This is a genomic window from Thalassococcus arenae, assembly GCF_019104745.1.
GTDB classification, from domain to species: Bacteria; Pseudomonadota; Alphaproteobacteria; order Rhodobacterales; family Rhodobacteraceae; genus Thalassococcus_B; species Thalassococcus_B arenae.
The window spans coordinates 202,585-224,854 of the sequence record NZ_JAHRWL010000001.1; the positions used below are offsets into that span (position 1 = coordinate 202,585).

Here is a 22,270-nt window from a genome sequence, read left to right on the forward strand (position 1 = left end):
GATAACCGCCGGTTCACCAAATTGCGAGACCCGCGCCCTTGCTTTTTGCTTGACCCGTGCAATCTTGATCTAGGTGACCTAGGGGCAGGTGCGTTCTGCGCACCGGCTGTCTCAGAACATTCAACTCCCCGTTCGCGGGACGAGACGCCAGTAAAGAAGGAGCACGGGAAAGATGCCGAACGGCACCGTGAAATGGTTCAACACAACCAAGGGCTATGGGTTCATCGCCCCCGAAGACGGCGGCAAGGACGTGTTCGTCCATATCTCCGCTGTCGAACGCGCCGGTCTGACCGGGCTTGCCGATGACCAGAAAGTCAGTTTCGAGCTGGAAGAAGGCCGGGACGGACGGATGCTGGCGACGGAGCTCAAGGCGCTCTGACCACCCGATCCGCTTATTGCGACTGCAGCTTGCGGGCTTCCTTGCCCGCAAGATCGATGAGGTCGGTCATGAACGGTTTTTGCAGGTCTTCGCTGCGCGTGGCAGCGTAGAGCGTCCGCGTCACGCCTTGCCGCGTCAACGGCCGCGTGACGTAATCGGAGCTGTACTTGACCTCTCGCACGACCCAGTCGGGCAGAACCGACACGCCCCGGTTCGATGCCACCAGCAGCAGGATCACGGCGGTCAGTTCGACCTGCCGGATGGCCGCCGGTTCGACCTTGGCGGGCATCAGCAATTGGCTGAAAACATCCAGCTTGCTGCGATCGACCGGGTAGGTGATCAGGGTCTCGCCGCGGAAATCCTCGGCCTCGACGAACGACTTGGCCGCGAGGGGATGATTGGCGGCGGCGACGAAGACCGGGTTGTAGTCGAACAGCGGTGAAAAGGTGACGCCCGGGATGTCCTCGGGGTCGGACGAGATGACCACGTCGACGTCTTCCTTGGCCAGCGCCGGCAACGCGTCGAAGGCCAGCCCTGCGCGGATGTCGACATCGACATCGGGCCAGTTCCTGCGAAAGGTTTCCAGAACCGGGAACAGCCATTCGAAACAGGCATGGCATTCGATGGCGATGTGCAGCCGACCGGATTTCCCGGCGCGCAGACCGGCGAATTCGTCCTGCAGCGCCTCGATCTGCGGCAGAACCTGCTCGGCCAGACGCAACAACCGCAACCCCGCTGCCGACAGCCGCATCGGTTTTGACCGCCGCACGAACAGCTCGACCCCGGCCTGGTCCTCCAACCCCTTGATCTGATGGGACAGCGCGGATTGCGTGATGTTCAGCTTGTCCGCGGCCCGGGCCAGCCCGCCGGATTCGTGGATGGCCTTGATGGTGCGCAGGTGCCGGAACTCGATATGCATGTGTGATTCATGTTGTTGATGAGATTTATGAGTTTGTTTCACATCCGCGGCCATGCCACAAGAGCGCAAGACACACGAGGACAGACCATGACCCGCCCTGCCATTTCCTTTGAATTCTTCCCGCCGCGCAATATCGAGGCCACGTTCCGGCTGTGGGACACGGTGCAGGTCCTGGCGCCGCTGCAACCCCGTTTCGTGTCGGTCACCTATGGCGCCGGCGGGACGACCCGCGATCTGACCCGTGACGTCGTGCGCACCCTGCACCGACATTCGGGTCTGCGCACCGCGGCACATCTGACCTGCGTCGAGGCCAGCCGCGCGGAGACCCTGGGCATCGCCCGCGACTTTGCCGCCGACGGCGTGACCGACATCGTGGCGCTGCGCGGCGACCCGCCGAAAGGCGCCGACCGGTTCGAGGCGCGCGCCGACGGGTTCGGCAGTTCGGTGGAACTGATCGAGGCGCTGAGCGAGACCGGCGATGTCACCATTCGCGTCGGCGCCTATCCCGACAAGCATCCCGAGGCGGCCGACATCGCGGCCGATGTCGAATGGCTCAAGCGCAAGCTGGACGCGGGTGCCGCCGAGGCGATCACCCAGTTCTTCTTCGAGGCCGAGACGTTCTTCCGGTTCCGCGATGCCTGCGAGAAGGCCGGGATCGACAAGCCGATCGTGCCGGGCATCCTGCCGATCGAGAACTGGGCGGGCGCCAAGCGGTTTGCCGAGCGCTGCGGCACGCCGGTTCCGGCCTGGCTGTCGGACGCCTTCGACAAGGCGGTACGCGACGGGCGCGAGGAATTGCTGGCGACCGCGGTCTGCACCGAATTGTGCTCGGACCTGCTGGAAGGCGGCGTCGACAGCCTGCATTTCTACACGCTGAACCGGCCGGAACTGACCCGCGACGTCTGTTTCGCCCTGGGCATCACGCCCGAGGTCTCGTTGCAGAACGTGGCCTGATCCGAAGAAGCCCGCCTGACGGCGGGCTCTCTTTTCCTCTGGGGGCAAGCCCCCAGCCCCCCGCTCGGGATGTGTTGCCCGGGCGATGGGCCCGGTCACGCAGGGCAGGCCTGCGTATTTTCAAAAGAGAAGAACGGGGATCACCGCGGCTGGCCGCCCAGGTTCTGCGTGAGTTCCCGCGCGGCGGCGGCGACGCGGGCGCCGATTTCCGGCAGTGCCTGATCCGGCAGGCGTGCGGCGGGGCCGGAGACCGACAGGCCCGCCACCGCCTCGCCGTTGTGATCGAAGATCGCGGCGGCGATGCAGCGCATGCCGAGGTTCTTTTCCTCGTCGTCGATGGCATAGCCGCGGTCGCGGATGCGCGACAGATCGGCGCTCAGCGTCGCGTCGTTGACCAGCGTGTGCTTGGTGAACCGTTCCAGCCCGTGACGGGCGACGATGGCGGCGCAATCCGCGGACGGGACATGGGCCAGCAGCGCCTTTCCGATGCCCGAGGCATGCATGGGCGACAGCGTTCCGGGCGGAAAGAAGGCGCGGATCGCGTTGTGGCATTCGACCTGGCTGACGAACAGGACCTGGCCGTCGCGGGCGATGCCAAGATTGGCGGTTTCGCCGGTGTCGCGCATCAGCTGGCGCAGGATCGGGCGGGCACGTTCCACCAGAGACGTGCGGCGCAGGAAGCGCGCGCCGATCAGGAAGGCGCGCGGACCGATATGCCAGGTCTGCCCCGCCGGGTCGAAATCGACGATGCCGCGGGCTTCGAGCGTGAAGAGCACGCGGTAGAGCGTGGCGGCCGACTGGCCGGTGTCTTCGGCCAGGTCCGACAGGGTGGTACCGCCCAGTTCGCTGAGCCGTTCCAGCACCTCCATCGCGCGATCCAGCGCCTTGATGGTGTTCTGTTCGGACTTGTCGGACCAGGCGCGCGGACGGCCGCGGGGCCGGGATTCGGCAGGGCTGGGCATGGCATTTCTTTCATTATGAAATGATATTTCACCATATGAAAAATTCAAACGCCTGAAATCAAGGGAAATTTTTGGTTCTCGGATTTCTGAAATCGTTTTTCAAAAAAATTGCGGCGGGACGGACGGCCCGGTAGACCGATGGAAACGAGGAGGAACCCGCCATGAGCTTGCAGAATCCGGTCTTCATCCCCGGGCCGACCAACATCCCCGAGGCGATCCGCAAGGCTTGCGACGTGCCGACGATCGACCACCGATCGCCGCTGTTCGCGACTATCCTGCATCCGGCGCTGGACGGGGTGCGCAAGGTGCTCAAGCAGACCCGGGGCGAGACCTTCATCTTTCCGGCCTCGGGCACCGGCGGTTGGGAAACCGCGCTGAGCAACACGCTGAACCCCGGTGACCGCGTTCTGGCCGCGCGTAACGGCATGTTCAGCCACAAGTGGATCGACATGTGCCAGCGTTTCGGGCTGCAGGTCACGCAGGTCGATGTGCCCTGGGGCGAGGGCCTGCCGGTGGCGCAGTTCGAGGAAATCCTGCGCGAGGACGAGAGAGGCAGCATCAAGGCGGTGCTGGCCACCCATAACGAGACCGCGACCGGCGTCGTGTCGGACATCGCCGGGCTGCGCCGCGCGATGGATGCGGCGGGTCACGGCGCGCTGCTGCTGGTCGACGGGGTCAGCTCGATCGGGTCGATGGATTTCCGGTTCGACGCCTGGGGCGTGGATGTCGCGGTCACCGGATCGCAAAAGGGCTTCATGCTGCCCGCGGGCCTGGCCATCGTCGGCTTCAGCGAAAAGGCGGTGGCCGCGTCGAAGACGGCCACCCTGCCCCGGACGTTCTGGAGTATCGACGACATGCGCAAGGGTTATGCGGCCGACGCCTATCCCTACACGCCGTCGGTCGGGCTGATGAACGGGCTGAAGCTGGCGACCGAGATGCTGCTGGCCGAGGGGCTGGACACTGTCTTTGCCCGTCATGCCCGCATTGCCGAAGGCGTGCGCGCCGCGGTCGCCGCCTGGGGAATGAAGCCCTGCGCGGTGTCACCCGATCTCTATTCGAACACCGTCACGGCGATCCGCACGCCCGAGGGCTTCAACGCCTCGCGCATCGTCGAGCATGCGGCCACGCGATACGGCATGGCCTTCGGCACCGGCCTGGGCGACGTCGCGGGCAAGGTGTTCCGCATCGGGCACCTGGGGTCGTTGACCGATGCGATGGCGCTGTCGGGGATCGCCACGGCCGAGATGGTCATGGCCGACCTGGGACTGGACATCACCTTGGGTTCGGGCGTCGCGGCGGCACAGGCCGTTTATCGCCACGGCGCCGCAGCAGAAAGGATGGCAGCGCAGTGAAGGACACGATCACGCATCTTCCGACCTACGAGGACATGCTGGCCGCGCATGAGCGGATCAAGCCCCATATCCATCGCACCCCGGTGCTGACCTCGTCCTACCTGAACGAATTGACCGGCGCGCAGTTGTTCTTCAAATGCGAGAACTTCCAGAAGGCCGGCGCGTTCAAGGTGCGCGGTGCGACCAACGCGGTGTTCGGGCTGTCGGACGAGATGGCCGCGAAGGGTGTCGCGACGCATTCGTCGGGCAACCACGCGCTGTCACTCAGCTATGCTGCCGGCCGACGCGGTATTCCGTGCCACGTGGTCATGCCGCGCACCGCGCCGCAGGCCAAGAAGGACGCCGTGCGCGGCTATGGCGGCATCATCACCGAGTGCGAGCCGTCGACCACCTCGCGCGAGGCGGTTTTCGCCGAAGTGCAGGCCGCGACGGGTGCGGAATTCGTGCATCCCTACAACGATCCGCGGGTGATCGCCGGTCAGGGCACCTGCAGCAAGGAACTGATGGAGCAGACCGACGGGCTGGATGCGGTCATCGCGCCGATCGGCGGCGGCGGCATGGTATCGGGCTGCTGCCTGACGCTGTCGACGCTGGCGCCCGAGGTCGCGATCTATGCCGCCGAGCCGGAACAGGCCGACGATGCCGCGCGGTCCTTCAAGGCCGGGCATATCATCGCCGACGACGCGCCGGTGACCATCGCCGACGGGTTGAAGGTGCCGCTGAAGGAGAACACCTGGCATTTCGTGTCCAACCACGTGACCGACATCCTCACCACCTCGGAGGACGAGATCGTCGACGCGATGAAGCTGATCTGGAAACGGATGAAGATCGTGATGGAGCCGAGCTGCGCCCCGCCGCTGGCGGCGATCCTGAAGAACCCCGAGACGTTCCGCGGCAAGCGCGTGGGCGTCATCATCACCGGCGGCAATGTCGATCTGGATGCCTTGCCGTGGATGAAAGGCGCGTGAGACCACCCAGCCTGCAACAACTGCCGTGGACGGCGGGGTAAACCCCGCCCTACAGCCTGACCGAACCCTCCCTTCCTTTTGACTCCGACCCCTAGGAGACTTGCCATGAAAGACATGACCAATCTCGACGAACTCGAAGTCGGTTTCGACATCCCGGCCCTGCCCGGCATGGACGAGGCCGATATCCAGACCCCCTGCCTGGTGCTCGATCTCGACGCGCTGGAGCGCAACATCAAGAAGATGGGCGACTATGCCCGCGCGCATGGCATGCGCCACCGGGTGCACGGCAAGATGCACAAGTCGGTCGACGTGGCGCGGTTGCAGGTCGAACTGGGCGGCGCCTGCGGCGTCTGCTGCCAGAAAGTCAGCGAGGCCGAGGTCTTTGCCCGCGGCGGGATCAAGGATGTGCTGGTTTCGAACCAGGTGCGCGACCCGACCAAGATCGACCGGCTGGCGCGGATGCCGAAACTGGGCGCGCGGACGATCTGCTGCGTCGACGACATCGCCAACGTGGCCGATCTTTCGGCGGCGGCGACCCGTCACGGCACGCAGATCGAATGCCTGGTGGAGATCGACTGCGGCGCCGGGCGCTGCGGCGTGACGACGACACCCGCCGTGGTGGAAATCGCCCGCGCCATCGACGCCGCCGAGGGCCTGAAATTCGCCGGCATCCAGGCCTACCAGGGCGCCATGCAGCACATGGACAGCTATGACGACCGGAAAGCCAAGATCGACATTGCAGTGGCGCAGGTGAAAGACGCGGTCGATGCGCTCGAGGCCGAGGGTCTGGATTGCGACATCGTCGGCGGTGGCGGCACGGGCAGCTACTATTTCGAGAGCAATTCGGGCGTCTACAACGAGCTGCAGTGCGGATCCTACGCCTTCATGGATGCCGATTACGGCCGCATCCTGGACAAGGACGGCAACCGGATCGACCGCGGCGAATGGGAGAACGCGCTGTTCATCCTGACCAGCGTCATGAGCCACGCCAAGGCGGACAAGGCGATCGTCGATGCCGGCCTCAAGGCGCAATCGGTGGATAGCGGCCTGCCGGTGATCTTTGGCCGCGACGACGTGCAATACGTCAAGTGCTCGGACGAGCATGGTGTCGTGATGGACCCCGAAGGCGTTCTGCAGGTCAACGACAAGCTGAAGCTGGTGCCCGGCCACTGCGACCCGACCTGCAACGTGCACGACTGGTATGTCGGCGTACGCAACGGCAAGGTCGAAAGCGTCTGGCCGGTCTCGGCCCGCGGCAAAGCCTATTGAACTGGATGGCAGGGTGCATCCCGCCCTGCCGCCTTTCGCCTTCCACCCCGATGTCGCGGCGGCGGCACGGCCGGGGCAGGCGTATTTTTCAAAGAGAAGAAGCAGGGGGTGCGGCCCCCGGAAAGGAGAGGTCATGGCCGATGGCACGACCGATATCCAGATGCATAGCGTGACGGTCGTTCCCGAGGGCGACATTGCCGGGCTGATGAGCGCCGAGGCGGCATTCGAGGCGGTCGAGGCGACCTTTGCCGCCATGTCGCGGCGCAGCGCCTACAACTTTCCGGTGATCCGCGAGGCGATCGGCCATGCCGATGCGTTGTACGGTTTCAAGTCGGGTTTCGACCGTGACGCGCTGGCCCTTGGGCTGAAGTCCGGCGGCTACTGGCCGGGCAATGCCGCGCGCGGCCTGACCAATCATCAATCCACCGTCATCCTGTTCGATGCCGATACCGGCCGGGTCAAGGCGCTGGTGGGCGGCAACCTGCTGACCGCGTTGCGCACGGCGGCGGCCTCGGCGGTGTCGATCAAGCACCTCGCGCGGCCTGACGCGAAGGTGCTGGGCATGGTCGGCGCGGGCCATCAATCGGCCTTCCAAATGCGTGCGGCCTGCGCGCAGCGCGATTTCGACAAGGTGGTGGGCTGGAACCTGCATCCCGAGATGCTGTCGCGGCTGTCGGACACCGCGGGCGAACTGGGCCTGCCGTTCGAGGCGGTATCGCTGGACGAATTGGGGGCGCAGGCCGATGTCATCATCACGATCACGTCGAGTTTCGATCCGATCCTGAAGGCCGGGCAGATCCGTCCCGGCACACACCTGGCCTGCATGGGCACCGACACCAGGGGCAAGCAGGAGGTCGAAGCGGCCCTGCTGACGCGGGCGACCGTCTTTACCGACGAGATCGCACAATCGGTCAGCATCGGCGAGGCGCAGCACGCGGTGGCGGCGGGCCTGTTGGCCGAGAGCGATGTCGCCGAGATCGGCGCAGTCATCAACGGCACCCATCCGGGCCGGCGTTCGGCCGAGGAGATCACGCTGTTCGACGGCACCGGCGTGGGTCTGCAGGATCTTGCGGTTGCTGCGAAGGTGGTGGAGCTTGCCGAGGCACGGGGGGTTGCGCAAAAGATCCCCTTCTGAGCGAAAGGGAGCGTCATGCGCATCGCCATCAACGGCTTTGGCCGGATCGGACGGACCGTGCTGCGGCAGGTGCTGACCGATCCGGCGCACGCGGATATCGAAGTGGCGGCGATCAACGACATCGCGCCGCCGGAAATCTGCGCCTACCTGCTCAAATACGACAGCGTCTACGGGCCGTTCCCGGGCAGCATCGCTCTGGACGGCGATGGGTTGTCGGTCGCGGGACGGCGCATCGCGATGACGACGCAGCCCGACCTGGGCCAGTTGCGGCTGGCCGGCGTCGATGTGCTGATGGAATGCACCGGCAAGATCGACACGCGGGCACAGGCCGAGCGGTTCCGGGAAACCGGCGCCGCACGGATGCTGATTTCGGGCCCATCGGACGGCGCCGAGGTGACCTGCGTGCTGGGCGCCAACGAAGCCGCGATGGGCGCCGCGCGAATCGTGTCGAACGCGTCCTGCACCACCAACGCGCTGGCGCCGCTGCTCAAGGCGCTTGACGCGGCCTGCGGGATCGAACGCGGCCACATGACCACGGTGCATGTCTATACCGGCAGTCAGCCCATGGTGGACGCGCCGCGGGGCGACACGCTGGTGCGGTCGCGCGCGGGGGCGGTGTCGATGGTGCCGACGACGACCAGCGCCACGCGGTTGATCGACGCGGTTCTGCCGGCGCTTGCGGGACGGATCACCGGGGCGGCGGTCCGGGTGCCCGCGATTTCGGTTTCGGCCATCGACCTGACCGTGACGCTGGCGCGTCCGCCGGCGGACATGACCGCCATGTTGCGCCGCATTGCCGAAGGATCGCCGGTGATCGCCGCGATCGATGATGCCTGCGTGTCCACCGATCTGCGGGGGCGGCCCGAAAGCCTGATCCTTGCCCTGCCCGAGACACTGGTCAGCGGCCCGCAGGTGCGCATCTTCGGCTGGTACGACAACGAATGGGGCTTCGCCGCGCGCATGATCGACATGGCGCGGCGGATGGCCTGATCCGTCGACCTCGCGGACGCATCCACGGGACGCGCGCTGCCGGCCGGCGGCAAGCCCCTGCCGCGGTCAGGCGTCAGCGCAGGCGCCGCTCGGTTCCGGCGTCGAAGAAAAGCGCGTTGGCGGGATCGAATTCGACCTTGACGGGCGTGCCTTCGGGGATCGCCTCGTCGCTGCGGGATTCCACGATGATCTTTTCTCCGCCGGGGACGGTCAGATAGTCATAGGACACGCCGCCCAGCCGTTCGCGAATGTCGAGGATCACCGGCCCCTGGGACTGGCGCAGCGTCAGATGTTGCGGACGCAGGCCCACGAACAGCTTTGCACCATCCGGCGGAAGCGTGACGTTGGCGTCTATCGCGGTGTCGAGCGAGGGCATGCGCACCCTGCCGCCCTCGACGGTCCCGTCGATGAAATTCATCGCGGGCGAGCCGATGAAACCGGCCACGAACTTGTTGCCCGGATCGTTGTAGAGATCCATCGGGCTGCCCACCTGTTCGACCCGGCCGGCGCGCAGGACGACGATCTTGTCGGCCAGCGTCATCGCCTCGACCTGATCGTGGGTGACATAGATCATCGTCGCGCCGATTTCCTTGTGCAGGCGGGCGATTTCGACCCGCATGTCGACGCGCAGTTCGGCATCGAGGTTGGACAGCGGTTCGTCGAACAGGAACACCTCGGGGCCGCGCACGATTGCGCGGCCGATCGCGACGCGCTGGCGCTGGCCGCCTGACAGCGCCTTGGGTTTGCGATCGAGATAATCGCCCAGTTGAAGGATGCGCGCGGCCTCGTCGACCTTGCGCTTGATCTCGGCCCTGGGATGACCGGTCATCTTGAGCCCGAAGCCCATGTTTTCCTCGACCGTCATGTGCGGGTAGAGCGCGTAGGTCTGGAACACCATGGCGACGCCGCGCTCGGACGGGTCCAGCCGGGTGACGTCGCGCGCACCGATCTCGATCTTGCCCGAGGTGGTTTCCTCGAGCCCCGCGATCATTCGCAGCAGCGTGGACTTGCCACAGCCGGACGGGCCGACGAAGACGCAGAATTCGCCATCCTCGATATCCAGGTCGATATCGTGGATGACCTGAACGTCTCCGTATTTCTTGACGGCATTGGTGAGCGTTACCCCGGTCATCCGGCTTTCTCCTGTGTCATGCCGGGAACTGCCAGTCTTTTGCAGCTTCGGCGATGCGGTTTGCGGTTTCGGTCAGCGCTGGACGCAGGCGTGCCAGTCCGTCCAGCGTATTGCGTTGCGTCGAAGTGGTGATCGACAATGCGCCGATGACACGGCCCGCGGATGTCAGGATCGGTGCCGCGACGCAGATGATACCGGGCTCGTGTTCCTCGCGGTCAAAGCCGATCCCGTCGTGGCGAATCCGGGCCAGTTCGGCCTCGAGCGCTTCGGGCGAGGTCAGCGTGTTGGGCGTATGCGCGAAAAAGGATTGCTGGCGCACGGCGGTGCCGCGTTCGGCCTCGGGCAGGAAAGCCATCATGGTCTTGCCGACGCCGGTGCAATACCCGGGACCGACCTTGCCGGCCGCCGAATACATCTGGATCGGTTTCTGCGCGTTGCGCTTGTCGACATAGATCACCTGGCCCTGGTCGAGCTGCGCCAGGTGGATCGTTTCGCCCACCCGTTCGGACAGCGCATCCAGAAACGGCCGCGCGATCGGTGCCAGTGAAGACTGCGCCCAGGCGGCGTGGGCCAGCCGCACCAACCGCAGCCCCGGCGCATAGGTCTGCGCGGCTTCGTCATAGGACAGCATGCCCTGGTTGGTCAGCGTCTGCAGCAGCCGGTACAGCGTGGCCTTGGGAAAGGGCGAGCGATCCAGCAACTCGGCAAAGCGCACCGGACGGCCGAATCCGGCCACCGCGTCCAAGACATCCAACGCTTTGCCGACGGTGCCGTCACCGGCGCCCGCGGGCACGGTCTGGCGGTTCATGCCAAGCCCTCTGTTCTCCTCCCGTCCCTGCACGCCTCGCGGCGACAGAGTGTTGACATCGATACCCCGAATCTCACATAGTTTCAATAGTTGGAAAAGAGTTTCATTATTTGGAACCAACCAGCAGGATGACACGGGAGGAAACCAAATGACATCCACGTTCAAGGCGTCCATTGCGGCGCTGGCCACGACCACGATGCTGGCCGGGGCAGCCGGTGCAGGCAGCCATTCGAACCTCGAAGGCACGCTGCGCATCATCTCGGACATGTCGAACCCGGCGCCGCGCGCAATCATGGAAAGCCTGGCCGCCGATTTCGACGCCATGCACCCGAACCTGAGCGTCGAACTGGAAATCGTCGACCGCGAGGCCTGGAAAAGCCAGATCCGCAACGCGCTGTCGGCGAACCCGCCGGACGTCATCAACTGGTACGCCGCCAACCGAATGGGTCCATACGTGGACTCGGGCCTGTTCATGGACATCTCGGACTGGTGGGCCGCAGGCGACTTCGCCGGGCTCGAATCCGTTCAGGGTGCAATGACCATTGATGGCAAGCAGTGGGGCGTTCCCTATACCTACTACCAGTGGGGCATCTACTACCGCGAAGACATCTTCAACGAACTTGGCCTGACCGAGCCGGCCACCTTCGAAGAGGAAATCGCCAACTGCCAGAAGATCCTCGATGCGGGCAAGAAGTGCTATTCCATCGGCTCCAAGTTCCTGTGGACCGCCGGCGGCTGGTTCGACTACCTGAACATGCGCACCAACGGGTTCGACTTCCACATGCAGCTGGCACAGGGCGAAGTGGCCTGGACCGACGACCGCGTGCGCGAAACCTTCGCCAATTGGCGCAAGCTGATCGACATGGGCGCCTATATCGACGACCATCAGACCTATAGCTGGCAGGAAGCGTTGCCCTTCGTCGTGAACGGCGAGGCGACAGCCTATCTGATCGGCAACTTCGCCGTTCCGCATCTGCGCGAAGCGGGCCTGACCGACGACCAGATCGATTTCTACCAGTTCCCCAAGATCGCCGACGTGGCGATGGGCGAAGACGCCCCCACCGACACGTTCCACGTGGCATCGGGCGCGACCAATATCGACGCGGCGCGCGAATTCCTGAAATTCGTGACCTCGCCCGACGTGCAGACCCGCATCAACGGGCCCGACGGTCTGGGCCAGTTGCCGGTGAACGCCAACGCCTCGGTCGCGGATGACGAATTCATCCAGCAGGGCTTCGAGATGCTCAGCCAGAACGCCACCGGCGGAATCGCGCAGTTCTTCGACCGCGACTTCCCGGCCGAGATGGCGTCGATCGGCATGGAAGGCCTGCAGGAATTCATGGTCTTCCCCGACAACCTTGAAGATATCCTCGGGCGGCTCGAACAGGCCCGCCAGCGGATCTACAAGTAAGACCGAAAACCAGGGGCGCGCAGGCTGGGTCTGCGCGCCCCGATCGTCTTTCGCACCATCCGCGCGCGCCGGCACGCCATCCACAAGCCGCCCATCGGTTTCTGCATGATGTGCCCGGACCCATCCGCCCGGAGGAGGAGCCTACATGACAGCCGTCACTGACCCGACCGTGCCGCGCAGCTGGATGCAACGCAACCGCATGACCGTCACGCCACTGCTGTTCCTGGCGCCGGGCATCCTGTTCTTCGCGGTCTACGTGATCATCCCGATCTTCCAGAGCTTCTACATCTCGACCTATGAATGGAACGGGCTGGGCGAACTGTCCGAGCAGGGCGAATTCGTGGGCTTGCGCAACTACCAGGAACTGATGACCGACCGCGCCTTCGAGGTGTCGTTGTGGAACAACGTCAAGTGGCTGGCGCTGTACCTGCTGGCGATCCCGGCGGGGCTGTTCATCGCGCTGTTTCTGAACCAGACGATCGCCGGCATCCGCATCTACAAGTCGCTGTTCTTCTTTCCCTTCGTGCTGAGCCAGGTCGTCGTCGGCCTGGTCTTCAGCTGGTTCTACCTGCCGCGCGAGGGGCTTTTGAACGCTGTGCTGGGCTTTTTCGGCCTTGGGTCCGTGAACGTGCTGGGCGATCCGACCCTGGCCACCTACGGCATCATCGCCGCCGGGCTTTGGCCGCAGACGGCCTATTGCATGATCCTCTACCTGACCGGCCTGAACGCCGTCGATCCCGAGCAGATCGAAGCCGGGCGGCTGGACGGTGCCAAGGGCTGGCGAATGCTGTGGCACGTGATCCTGCCGCAGCTCAAGCCCGCCACCTTCATCGCCTTCGTGGTGACGATCATCGGCGCGCTGCGCAGCTTCGACCTGATTTCGGTCATGACCAATGGCGGGCCGTTCGGGTCGACCCGGGTTCTGAGCTTCTACATGTTCGAAAAGGCGCTGTCCGAATACGGATTCCGCATGGGCTATGGCTCGGCCATCGCGGTGGTGCTGTTTCTCATCATGCTCGTCTTCATCGGCTACTTCCTGTGGCAGATGTACCAGGACGAGAAATCGGCGCGCCGCTAGGGAGATAAAGAGATGTTCCCGACACCCATCGAAAAACGCCCGCGCGCCGCGCAGATCACCTATCAGGCGCTGGTACCGCTGGCGCTGGTGATGTGGCTGCTGCCGCTGATCGCTGTCGCGTTGTTCTCGATCCGGCCGCTGTCGGATTTCACCAACGGAAACTACTGGGGCGTGCCGTCGTCCTTCGAGTTCTTCACGAACTACGGCAAGGTGTTCCTGGAATCGGACATGCCGCGCTACATGCTGAATTCGGTGCTGATCACGGTGCCGACGGTGATCGGGGCGGTGGCGTTGTCCTGCATGACCGGCTTTGCCCTGGGCATCTACCGATTCCGCGGCAACCTGCTGATCTTCTTCATGTTCATCGCAGGCAACTTTGTGCCCTTCCAGATCCTGATGGTGCCGGTGCGCGACCTGACCGTGGATATGGGGCTGTACGACACCAAGCTGGGCCTGGTTTTGTTCCACATCGCGTTCCAGACCGGCTTCTGCACGCTGTTCATGCGCAACTTCATCCGCGCCCTGCCCTTCGAACTGATCGAAGCCGCAAGGGTCGAAGGCGTGGCGGAGTGGCGGATCTTCTGGTTCATCGTGCTGCCGCTGATGAAGCCCGCGATCGCGGCGCTGGCGGTGCTGATCTTCACCTTCATCTGGAACGATTACTTCTGGGCCATCGTGCTGACCCAGGGCCCCGACGCACAGCCGGTGACCGCGGGGATCACGTCGTTCAACTCGCAATTCGTGGCCCAGTATCACCTGATGAGCGCCGGTTCGATCGTCGCGGCGCTGCCGCCGGTGGCGATGTTCTTCCTGATGCAGCGGCATTTCATCGCCGGTCTGACGCTGGGGGCGGTCAAGTGACACGCACCTGGCGGCTGGATAACGGACGCCAGAGCCTTGTTCTGGCGGCGGAGGGCGAGCGCCTTCCCCAGGTCGTCTATTGGGGCGCGCGCCTGCCCGAGACGGACGAGCCCGCAGTGCTGCACGCCGCGTCGCGACTGGACGTGACCGGCGGCATGCTGGACGAAAACCCCGACCTGACGTTGTGCCCCGAAGCGACGCGCAGCTTTCCGGGCCAACCCGGTCTGATCCTGCGCGATGCCGGCGGCACCCCGTTGCTGCCCAAGTTCTGCTATGACAGCCATGACGACAGCGACGGGCTGCGTCTGCGCTATACCGACACGACGAACGGTCTGGCGCTGGTCTTTTCCTTCGCGCTGGACCCCGAAACCCACATCATCACCGCGCAGACCCGGCTGGAGACAGAGAGCCCGGTGCATCTGCACTGGCTGGCCGCTCCGGTGGTGCCCGCACCGCAATTGTCGGACGAGATGATCGATTTCGCCGGGCGCTGGTGCGGCGAGTTCCAGATGCACCGTACCGCCTGGTCGCCCGGCATGCGTTACCGCGAAAACCGCACGGGCCGTACCGGGCACGAGCATTTCCCCGGCCTGCTGATCCCCTGCAGGGGCGCGACCAACACCCAAGGCGAGGTCTACGGCTTTCATTACGGCTGGTCCGGCGGACACCGCATGATCGCCGAGGAACTGCCCGACGGCCGCCGCCAGATCCAGTGGGGCCATGCGGCGCGGATGGAGACCGAGGCGCAGACCGCGTTCGAAACCGCACCGCTGTACATGGTCTATTCCAATGACGGGCTGAACGGCTGCGCGGTGGCCTTTCAGCGCCATGCCCGCGACCGGATCGTCACCTGGCCCAGACCCGGCACCCCGCGCCCGGTGCATTACAATTGCTGGGAAGCGGTCTATTTCGATCACAACGTCGCGGTGCTCAAGGACATCGCCAGCCGCGCCGCCGATCTGGGCGCCGAACGGTTCGTTCTGGACGACGGCTGGTTCGGGATGCGCGACGACGACACCCGGTCGCTGTCGGACTGGCAGGTCGATCCGCGCAAGTATCCCGACGGGTTGCATCCGCTGATCGACCACGTGCACGGGTTGGGGATGTCCTTCGGCATCTGGTTCGAACCCGAGATGATCAACCCCGACAGCGACCTGCACCGCGCCCATCCCGATTGGGCGCTAGGCTCCGAGGACCAGACCCTTGGCCGTCAGCAGAAGGCGCTGAACATGGCTTTGCCGGCGGTCCGCGCGTTTCTGTATGACCGGATGTCGGCGATCCTGCGCGACCACCCGATCGACTACATCAAGTGGGACCACAACCGTGTGTTGCCGATGCCCGACGCGGCGCAGACGCGGGGGTCTTATGCGCTGATCGACCGGCTGCGCGCCGAGTTCCCGCATGTCGAGATCGAAAGCTGCGCCAGCGGCGGCGGGCGGATCGATTTCGGCATCCTGAAACGCACCCAGCGGGTCTGGCTTTCGGACAGCAATGACGCCATCGAACGGCTGCGCATCCAGCACAACGCGGCGCTGTTCCTGCCTTCGGTGGTGACCGGCAGTCATGTCGGTCCGCGCGAATGCCACACCTCGGGCCGCGTCATCGACATATCGATGCGCGCCTGGGTGGCAGCACAGCGCCACATGGGGTTCGAGATGGACCCGCGCGAGTTGGACGACCGCGAAGCCGCCGTGCTGCGCGAAGTCACGACCTGGTGGAAGACCAACCGCGACTGGATGGAGGGTGCCGATATCCTGCGGCTGGACGCGGCAGATCCGGCGGTGCTGGCCGAACAGCAATTGTGCCGAACCGGCGACCGGTTCGTCGTCTTCGCCGGCAAGCAGGACACCAGCGGCCAGATCGCGCCGCGCCCGCTGCGCCTGACCCGGCTGAGTCCCGATGCGATGTACCGCGTCCGATTGCTGAACCGCGGTAGCGCCCATGCCCTGTCGCGCGGCACCCCGGCGTTGAAATCCGACGACATCACGGTATCGGGCGCCTGGCTGATGAACCGCGGCCTGACACTGCCTTGGAGTTTTCCCGCGACGATCTGGGTGCTGGAAGGCATCCGTCTGGACACCTAGGAGATGCAGATGACCGACACCCCCGTTTTCCCCGATCTCAAAGGCGCTTCGGTCTTCATTACCGGCGGCGGCTCGGGCATCGGGGCGTCGCTGACCGAAGGCTTTCTGCGGCAAGGGGCCAAGGTGGCCTTTGTCGGGCGATCCGATGCAAGCGCCTTTGCCGCGCGCATGAAGGATGAAACCGGCAGCGCGCCGCTCTTCATCCGGTGCGACATCACCGATACTGCCGCGCTGCAAGCCGCCGTCGCGCAGGCGGCCGAAGCACACGGGCCGGTCACCGTGCTGGTCAACAACGCCGCCAACGACCAGCGCCATGCGACGCTGGACGTCGACGAAGCGTTCTGGGATCGGTCCATGGCGATCAATCTGCGCGCCTATTTCTTTGCCTGCCAGGCAGTGATCCCGCAGATGCAGGCGGCCGGCGGCGGGGCCATCGTGAACTTTTCCTCGATCAGCTACATGATGGGCAACGCGGGCTATCCAGCATACGTGTCGGCCAATGCCGGGATCACCGGCATGACCCGCGGATTGGCACGCGAATTCGGCCCCGACCGGATCCGCGTCAACGCGCTGGCGCCCGGATGGGTGCTGACCGACAAGCAGATGGAGAAATGGGCCACTCCCGAAGCGCTGGCTGCGCATCTGGACCGGCAATGCCTGAAGGAGCACCTGGTCCCGCAGGATGTGGTGGACGCGACGTTGTTCCTGGCGTCGCAAGCCAGCCGGATGATGACCGGACAATGCATGGCGGTCGATGGCGGCGTGGTGGTGTCGGGATGAACGACGCACCGGCCTGGATCGCCGTCGACTGGGGTACGTCGTCTTTGCGCGTCTGGCTGATGGACGCGCAGGGCGGGGTGATCCGGCGGCACGACTCGGATCAGGGCATGAGCCGGCTGGGCCGCGCCGATTACGAGCCTGCGTTGCTGGACCTTGTCGGCGATGCTCTGCCCGACGGAACCTCTGTGCCGGTGTTGGTCTGCGGCATGGCCGGATCGCGCCAGGGTTGGGCCGAAGCCGCGTACGCCGCCACACCGTGCAAGCCGCCGGCCCTGTCGCAGGCAACCCGCGTCACCACGGCCGATCCCCGGCTCGACGTGCGCATCCTGCCGGGCATCAAGCAGGACAGGCCCGCCGACGTTATGCGTGGCGAGGAATCCCAGATCGCCGGCGTCTTTGCCCGGCATCCGGATTTCGACGGCGTGGTGTGCCTGCCCGGAACGCATTGCAAATGGGTGCAGGTCAGCGCCGGCGAGGTGGTCAGCTTTCGCACCTTCATGACCGGAGAAATCTTTGCCCTGTTGTCCCGGCATTCCGTGTTGCGCCATTCCGTCGATGACGGCTGGGACGACGACGCGTTTGCCGAATCCGTGGCACATGCACTGTCCCGCCCCGCCGGACTGGCCGCGGACCTGTTCACGTTGCGGGCCGAAGGCCTTTTGCACGGGCTTTCGCCCGCCAATGCCCATGCGCGTCTGTCCGGTCTGCTGATCGGGCTGGAACTGGCAGGCGCACGACCCTACTGGCTGGGACAGCAGGTGATGGTGGTGGGCGCCACTGGCATTGCCCGCGCCTATTCCAACGCGCTGGCCGCGCAGGGTCTGTCGCCGCTGCAAACCGACGCCGAAGACATCACCCTGGCGGGCCTGACCGCCGCGTTCACCGCGCACCGGGAAACCACATCATGACCCGAGAGATCATCGCCATCCTGCGTGGCATCAAGCCGGTCGAGGCCGTGCCGGTGCTGGACGCGCTTGTGCAGGCCGGCATCACGACGATCGAAGTCCCGCTGAATTCGCCCGACCCCTATGACAGCATCGCGGCGATGCGTGCGCATGCAGGCGACTGCGCGCGGATCGGTGCGGGCACGGTACTGGAGGTGGCGCAGGTCGACCGGCTGGCCCGGATCGGTGCGCAGATCGTCGTTTCGCCAGACTGCAACGCCGACGTGATCCACGCCACCAAGGCCGCCGGGATGGCATCCTATCCCGGTGTCTTCACCCCGACCGAGGCCTTCGCCGCGTTGCGCGCCGGGGCCGACGGGCTGAAGATCTTTCCGGCTTCGCAACTGGGGGCCGAGGGCCTGAAGGCGATGCGTGCCGTTCTGCCACCCGAAACGGCGGTCTATGCGGTGGGCGGCGTCGGTCCCGACGATTTCGCCGCCTGGAAGGCTGCCGGAGCCACCGGTTTCGGCATCGGCTCGGCGCTGTACAAGCCGGGCATGGAACCCCAAGACGTCGCGTCACGCGCCGCCGCGATGGTCACCGCCTTCGACGCAGCCTATGGCTGAGGCAGAGATGAAACGCACGCTGGGCTGCTGCTATTATCCCGAGCACTGGGACGAGGCCGTTTGGGCCGACGATGCCCGTCGCATGGCCGAGACCGGCCTGACCTGGGTCCGGATCGGCGAATTCGCCTGGTCGCGGCTGGAACCCGCCCCGGGCGATCTGCGCTTCGACTGGCTCGACCGGGCCATCGACACGCTGGGCAGGGCGGGGCTGAAAGTGGTCCTGGGCACCCCCACCGCGACGCCGCCGCGCTGGATGATCGACCGCCACCCCGACATGCTGGCGGTGGATCGCGACGGGCGCCCTCGCAGGTTCGGTTCGCGCCGGCATTACAGTTTTTCCCATAACGGCTATCTGGACGAATGCCGTCGGATCGTGACGCTGCTGGCCGACCGCTATGGCCGCAATCCCCATGTCGCCGCCTGGCAGACAGACAATGAATACGGATGCCACGACACGATCCTGAGCTATTCCGAGATCGACCGCGCGGCGTTTCAGGACTGGTGCGCGCAGCGGTATCAATCCATCGACGCGCTGAACCGCGCCTGGGGCAACGTGTTCTGGTCCATGGAGTATTCCGGCTTTGACCAGATCGACCTGCCCAACCTGACGGTGACCGAAGCCAATCCCGGCCATTGGCTGGCCTTCCGCCGCTTCGCCTCGGACCAGGTGGGGCGCTTCAACCGCGTGCAGGTCGACGTCATCCGGGCGCGCTCGGACGCGCCGATCGCGCATAACTACATGGGCCGGATCACCGATTTCGACCATTTCAAGGTCGGCGACGATCTGGATATCGCCAGTTGGGACAGCTATCCGCTGGGCTTTCTCGAAGATCGCGTCGGGGCGGATGCCGCCCATCAGCGTGCCTTTGCGCGGCAAGGCGATCCGGATTTTCAGGCTTTTCACCATGACCTTTACCGCGCCGTCGGCAAAGGCCGCTGGTGGGTGATGGAGCAGCAGCCCGGCCCGGTGAACTGGGCGCCGGTCAACCCCGCGCCCCTGCCCGGCATGGTGCGCCTGTGGTCATGGGAGGCATTTGCCCACGGCGCCGAGGCGGTGTGCTATTTCCGATGGCGCCAGGCGCCGTTCGCGCAGGAACAGATGCATTCCGGCCTGTTGCGCCCGGATAGCGAAGCCGCGCCCGCCCTGGCCGAAGCGGCCCAGGTCGCGCAGGAAATCGCGACCGCGCCGCGTGTCGCACCGGTGCAAGCGCCTGTCGCTCTGATTTTCGACTACGACGCCGACTGGGCCTGGACGATCCAGCCGCATGGCGCGGGTCTGAGCTATTTCGGACTGGTCTTCGACTGGTACCGCGCGCTGCGCCGCGCCGGACTGTCTGTGGACATCTTGCGCCCTGAAACCCGGGATTTCACCGGCTATCGGCTGGTTCTCGTGCCCGGTATGATGCACATGCCGGACGATCTGAAAACCGCGCTGGCGAACGCGGATGCCGAAATCCTGATCGGACCGCGCAGTGCGGCACGCGATGTCGAAATGGCGATCCCCGTGCCCCTGCCCCCGGCCTTTCCAGGCCTCGCGGTGACGGTTTCCCGGGTGGAAAGCCTGCGCGCCGATTGCCCGCTGCCGATCCAGGGCGGCGGCGCGGTCATCGGATATCGCGAAGACCTGGAAGGCAGCGCTGGCGCGGTTCTGACGCTGCAAGACGGCAGCGCCATTGCCCGCCGCTCGGGCCGTGTCACATATCTGGGCGCGTGGTGCGACGATCCGGGCCATGACAGGCTGGTTGCCGATCTGTGCGCACGCGCCGGGATCGAGACCCTTGCCCTGCCCGAAGGGGTCCGGGTCCGCGACACCGCGAACGAGCGGTTCTGGTTCAACCACACCGCGCAAACGGTCGACACGCCCTTCGGTCCGCTTCCTCCCGCCGGCATCCTGCGCAGGCCCAGGGCATGACGGTGCCACCGATCGTCGGGTTTTTGCCCTTGTTTTCCCCCAACCCAATCCCTAGACAGGCAGGCGGAGACGTGGCCGAGTGGTCGAAGGCGCTCCCCTGCTAAGGGAGTAGACGGGAAACCGTCTCGAGGGTTCGAATCCCTTCGTCTCCGCCATTTTCCTCCAGTCTACGTTCGCTTAACCACCTGATAGTAGGGCAGAATTCGGCATTTTCGCGCTTGCAGCGTTGTTTGATCCGCTTGATTTGCTGCACATTTTGCTACACAATTTGCTGCACAAACGGGGGATTTCTCCGCCATGAGCATCGCGAAACGAGGCCGCCTTTACCACCTCCGCCGCCGCGTGCCGCGCCGGTATCGGGGTATCGAGCCGCGCGAAACCGTCTGGATCAGCCTGCACACCGACTCGGAGACCATCGCTCAGAGCAAGGCGGATCGGGCGTGGAGCCAGATGATCGAGGCTTGGGAGGCGCGGCTGGCCGGGAACAGCGCGGATGCGGAGGCCCGCTACGAGGCCGCGCGCGATCTGGCCCGGGCGAGAGGCTTTCGGTATCTGGATGCGGGGGCGGTAGCCAAACTGCCTGTCGAGGATGTCGTTGAACGCGTCGAGGCCATCCCTGCGCCTGCGGACCAACCCGATGCTGTGGAAGCCGCCGCTTTGCTCGGCACCGTTCCCGAGCCCCGCATCACGGTCACCAAGGCGCTTGAACTCTATTGGTCGCTCGCCAAGGAAAAGACCCTCGGCAAGAGCGAGGACCAGCTGCGCCGCTGGGAGGCCCCGCGCAAGAAGGCGGTGATGAACTTCGTCGCGATCATCGGCGACAAGGAGATCGCCAACATCACTCGCGACGACATGCTCGACTTCCGTCAACACTGGCTCGACCGGATCGAGGCGGGTGACGTCACGGCGAACTCGGCCAACAAGGATCTGATCCACCTGGGCGACGTATTGAAGACCGTGAACATGATGAAGCGGCTTGGACTGGTGCTGCCGCTGGGCGAGTTGTCCTTCAAGGAGGGCGAGAAGCAAACGCGACCGCCATTCAGCGAGGACTGGATCAGGACGCGACTGCTCGCCCCCGGTGCTCTGGACGGGTTGAACGGCCAGGCGCGCGCCCTGCTCTTGGGGATGATCAACACGGGCTACCGACCGTCCGAAGGCGCGGCGCTGACGGCGGAAACAATCCGGCTCGATTGCGACGTGCCGCACATTTCTATCGAACCCGAGGGAAGGCAATTGAAGTCGCACTATGCGCGCCGCGTGATCCCTCTGACCGGGGTCTCGCTGGAAGCCCTCAAGCAGTACCCCGAAGGCTTTCCCCGCTACCGGAACCGCGCGACCCTCAGCGCGGTCGTGAACAAGTTCCTCCGCGCCAACGGCCTGCTCGAGACCCCGCGCCACTCGATGTACTCCCTGCGACATGCCTTCGAGGACCGCATGCTTGCCGCCGGGATCGACGATCGCATCCGCCGCGACCTCTTCGGTCACCGGCTCGACCGCGAACGATACGGCAAAGGCGCGTCGCTGGAACACGTCGCAGAACTCGTCGCGCGCGTCGCCTTCTGAGCCAGCAGCGCCCGCGCCCGGCGCTGCGCCTCGGACAGCCGTTTCTCCTTCTTCACGGCCGCGGCCATCTCCGCCTCCAGCCGCTCGAAGACCGGCGCGAATGCCGGGTCATTGGCAACCAGCGCAGCCACCTTCACCAGTGCCGCTTCGATCCGCGCGGCATCGACCGGTTGGGTCGGTTCGGTGCGTGCTGCTGATGG

20 protein-coding genes and 1 tRNA gene are annotated in these 22,270 nt (G+C 65.3%); 17 read left to right on the forward strand and 4 right to left on the reverse strand.

The window, feature by feature from the left end; all coding sequences use genetic code 11:
• The first annotated feature begins 172 nt into the window (after positions 1–172).
• Complete coding sequence (locus KUH32_RS01000; protein ID WP_217776210.1) at positions 173–379, forward strand: cold-shock protein; 207 nt, start codon at positions 173–175, stop codon at positions 377–379.
• A 13-nt stretch (positions 380–392) separates the two neighbouring features.
• On the opposite strand, the gene KUH32_RS01005 is transcribed toward KUH32_RS01000, so the two are convergent.
• Positions 393–1,298, reverse strand: coding sequence for a LysR family transcriptional regulator (locus tag KUH32_RS01005; RefSeq protein WP_217776211.1), 906 nt, complete (start codon positions 1,296–1,298; stop codon positions 393–395).
• Positions 1,299–1,385: 87 nt separating this feature from the next.
• Between KUH32_RS01005 and metF the strand changes: the two genes are divergently transcribed.
• The gene (gene metF / locus KUH32_RS01010) at positions 1,386–2,252 is read left to right on the forward strand and encodes a methylenetetrahydrofolate reductase [NAD(P)H] (protein ID WP_217776212.1); all 867 of its coding nucleotides are present in this window, start codon (positions 1,386–1,388) and stop codon (positions 2,250–2,252) included.
• A 140-nt stretch (positions 2,253–2,392) separates the two neighbouring features.
• Here the strand turns inward: metF and bhcR are convergent, their stop codons facing one another.
• The gene (gene bhcR, locus KUH32_RS01015) at positions 2,393–3,214 is read right to left on the reverse strand and encodes an HTH-type transcriptional regulator BhcR (protein ID WP_217776213.1); all 822 of its coding nucleotides are present in this window, start codon (positions 3,212–3,214) and stop codon (positions 2,393–2,395) included.
• Between the two features lie 161 nt (positions 3,215–3,375).
• Here bhcR and bhcA point away from each other — a divergent pair, with 161 nt between their 5' ends.
• The 5 genes from bhcA to KUH32_RS01040 all read left to right on the forward strand — a co-directional run bounded on the left by bhcA (position 3,376) and on the right by KUH32_RS01040 (position 8,928).
• Complete coding sequence (gene bhcA / locus KUH32_RS01020; protein ID WP_217776214.1) at positions 3,376–4,566, forward strand: L-aspartate--glyoxylate aminotransferase BhcA; 1,191 nt, start codon at positions 3,376–3,378, stop codon at positions 4,564–4,566.
• Entirely contained in the window at positions 4,563–5,534 is a 972-nt protein-coding gene (gene bhcB, locus KUH32_RS01025; protein WP_217776215.1) for a beta-hydroxyaspartate dehydratase BhcB, read from the forward strand. Before bhcA ends, bhcB begins: the two co-directional genes overlap by 4 nt.
• A 105-nt stretch (positions 5,535–5,639) precedes the next feature.
• Complete coding sequence (gene bhcC / locus KUH32_RS01030) at positions 5,640–6,803, forward strand: 3-hydroxy-D-aspartate aldolase BhcC (protein WP_217776216.1); 1,164 nt, start codon at positions 5,640–5,642, stop codon at positions 6,801–6,803.
• A gap of 169 nt (positions 6,804–6,972) precedes the next feature.
• Complete coding sequence (gene bhcD, locus KUH32_RS01035; protein WP_217778211.1) at positions 6,973–7,938, forward strand: iminosuccinate reductase BhcD; 966 nt, start codon at positions 6,973–6,975, stop codon at positions 7,936–7,938.
• Positions 7,939–7,953: 15 nt separating this feature from the next.
• The gene (locus KUH32_RS01040; RefSeq protein WP_217776217.1) at positions 7,954–8,928 is read left to right on the forward strand and encodes a type I glyceraldehyde-3-phosphate dehydrogenase; all 975 of its coding nucleotides are present in this window, start codon (positions 7,954–7,956) and stop codon (positions 8,926–8,928) included.
• Positions 8,929–9,001: 73 nt separating this feature from the next.
• Here the strand turns inward: KUH32_RS01040 and KUH32_RS01045 are convergent, their stop codons facing one another.
• A complete protein-coding gene (locus KUH32_RS01045; protein WP_217776218.1) occupies positions 9,002–10,060 on the reverse strand; it encodes an ABC transporter ATP-binding protein in 1,059 nt (352 codons plus the stop codon).
• A 16-nt stretch (positions 10,061–10,076) separates the two neighbouring features.
• Positions 10,077–10,868, reverse strand: coding sequence for an IclR family transcriptional regulator (locus tag KUH32_RS01050; RefSeq protein ID WP_217776219.1), 792 nt, complete (start codon positions 10,866–10,868; stop codon positions 10,077–10,079).
• A gap of 148 nt (positions 10,869–11,016) precedes the next feature.
• Here KUH32_RS01050 and KUH32_RS01055 point away from each other — a divergent pair, with 148 nt between their 5' ends.
• The 10 genes from KUH32_RS01055 to KUH32_RS01100 all read left to right on the forward strand — a co-directional run bounded on the left by KUH32_RS01055 (position 11,017) and on the right by KUH32_RS01100 (position 22,070).
• The gene (locus KUH32_RS01055) at positions 11,017–12,279 is read left to right on the forward strand and encodes an ABC transporter substrate-binding protein (protein ID WP_217776220.1); all 1,263 of its coding nucleotides are present in this window, start codon (positions 11,017–11,019) and stop codon (positions 12,277–12,279) included.
• 145 nt (positions 12,280–12,424) lie between these two features.
• Complete coding sequence (locus KUH32_RS01060) at positions 12,425–13,357, forward strand: carbohydrate ABC transporter permease (protein ID WP_217776221.1); 933 nt, start codon at positions 12,425–12,427, stop codon at positions 13,355–13,357.
• 12 nt (positions 13,358–13,369) lie between these two features.
• Positions 13,370–14,218, forward strand: a complete 849-nt coding sequence (locus KUH32_RS01065; protein WP_217776222.1) for a carbohydrate ABC transporter permease — start codon at positions 13,370–13,372, stop codon at positions 14,216–14,218.
• Positions 14,215–16,302, forward strand: a complete 2,088-nt coding sequence (locus KUH32_RS01070) for an alpha-galactosidase (protein ID WP_217776223.1) — start codon at positions 14,215–14,217, stop codon at positions 16,300–16,302. The genes KUH32_RS01065 and KUH32_RS01070 overlap by 4 nt, the downstream gene beginning before the upstream one ends.
• Before the next feature lie 9 nt (positions 16,303–16,311).
• The gene (locus KUH32_RS01075) at positions 16,312–17,082 is read left to right on the forward strand and encodes an SDR family NAD(P)-dependent oxidoreductase (RefSeq protein ID WP_217776224.1); all 771 of its coding nucleotides are present in this window, start codon (positions 16,312–16,314) and stop codon (positions 17,080–17,082) included.
• Entirely contained in the window at positions 17,079–17,990 is a 912-nt protein-coding gene (locus KUH32_RS01080) for a 2-dehydro-3-deoxygalactonokinase (RefSeq protein ID WP_217776225.1), read from the forward strand. Before KUH32_RS01075 ends, KUH32_RS01080 begins: the two co-directional genes overlap by 4 nt.
• The gene (locus tag KUH32_RS01085; protein ID WP_217776226.1) at positions 17,987–18,592 is read left to right on the forward strand and encodes a 2-dehydro-3-deoxy-6-phosphogalactonate aldolase; all 606 of its coding nucleotides are present in this window, start codon (positions 17,987–17,989) and stop codon (positions 18,590–18,592) included. Before KUH32_RS01080 ends, KUH32_RS01085 begins: the two co-directional genes overlap by 4 nt.
• 7 nt (positions 18,593–18,599) lie before the next feature.
• A complete protein-coding gene (locus KUH32_RS01090; RefSeq protein WP_217776227.1) occupies positions 18,600–20,504 on the forward strand; it encodes a beta-galactosidase in 1,905 nt (634 codons plus the stop codon).
• Between the two features lie 65 nt (positions 20,505–20,569).
• Positions 20,570–20,659: transfer RNA gene (locus tag KUH32_RS01095), tRNA-Ser, on the forward strand.
• Between the two features lie 142 nt (positions 20,660–20,801).
• Positions 20,802–22,070: a DUF6538 domain-containing protein gene (locus tag KUH32_RS01100; protein ID WP_217776228.1), complete on the forward strand. Its 1,269-nt coding sequence runs from the start codon at positions 20,802–20,804 to the stop codon at positions 22,068–22,070.
• Positions 22,071–22,270: the final 200 nt, after the last annotated feature.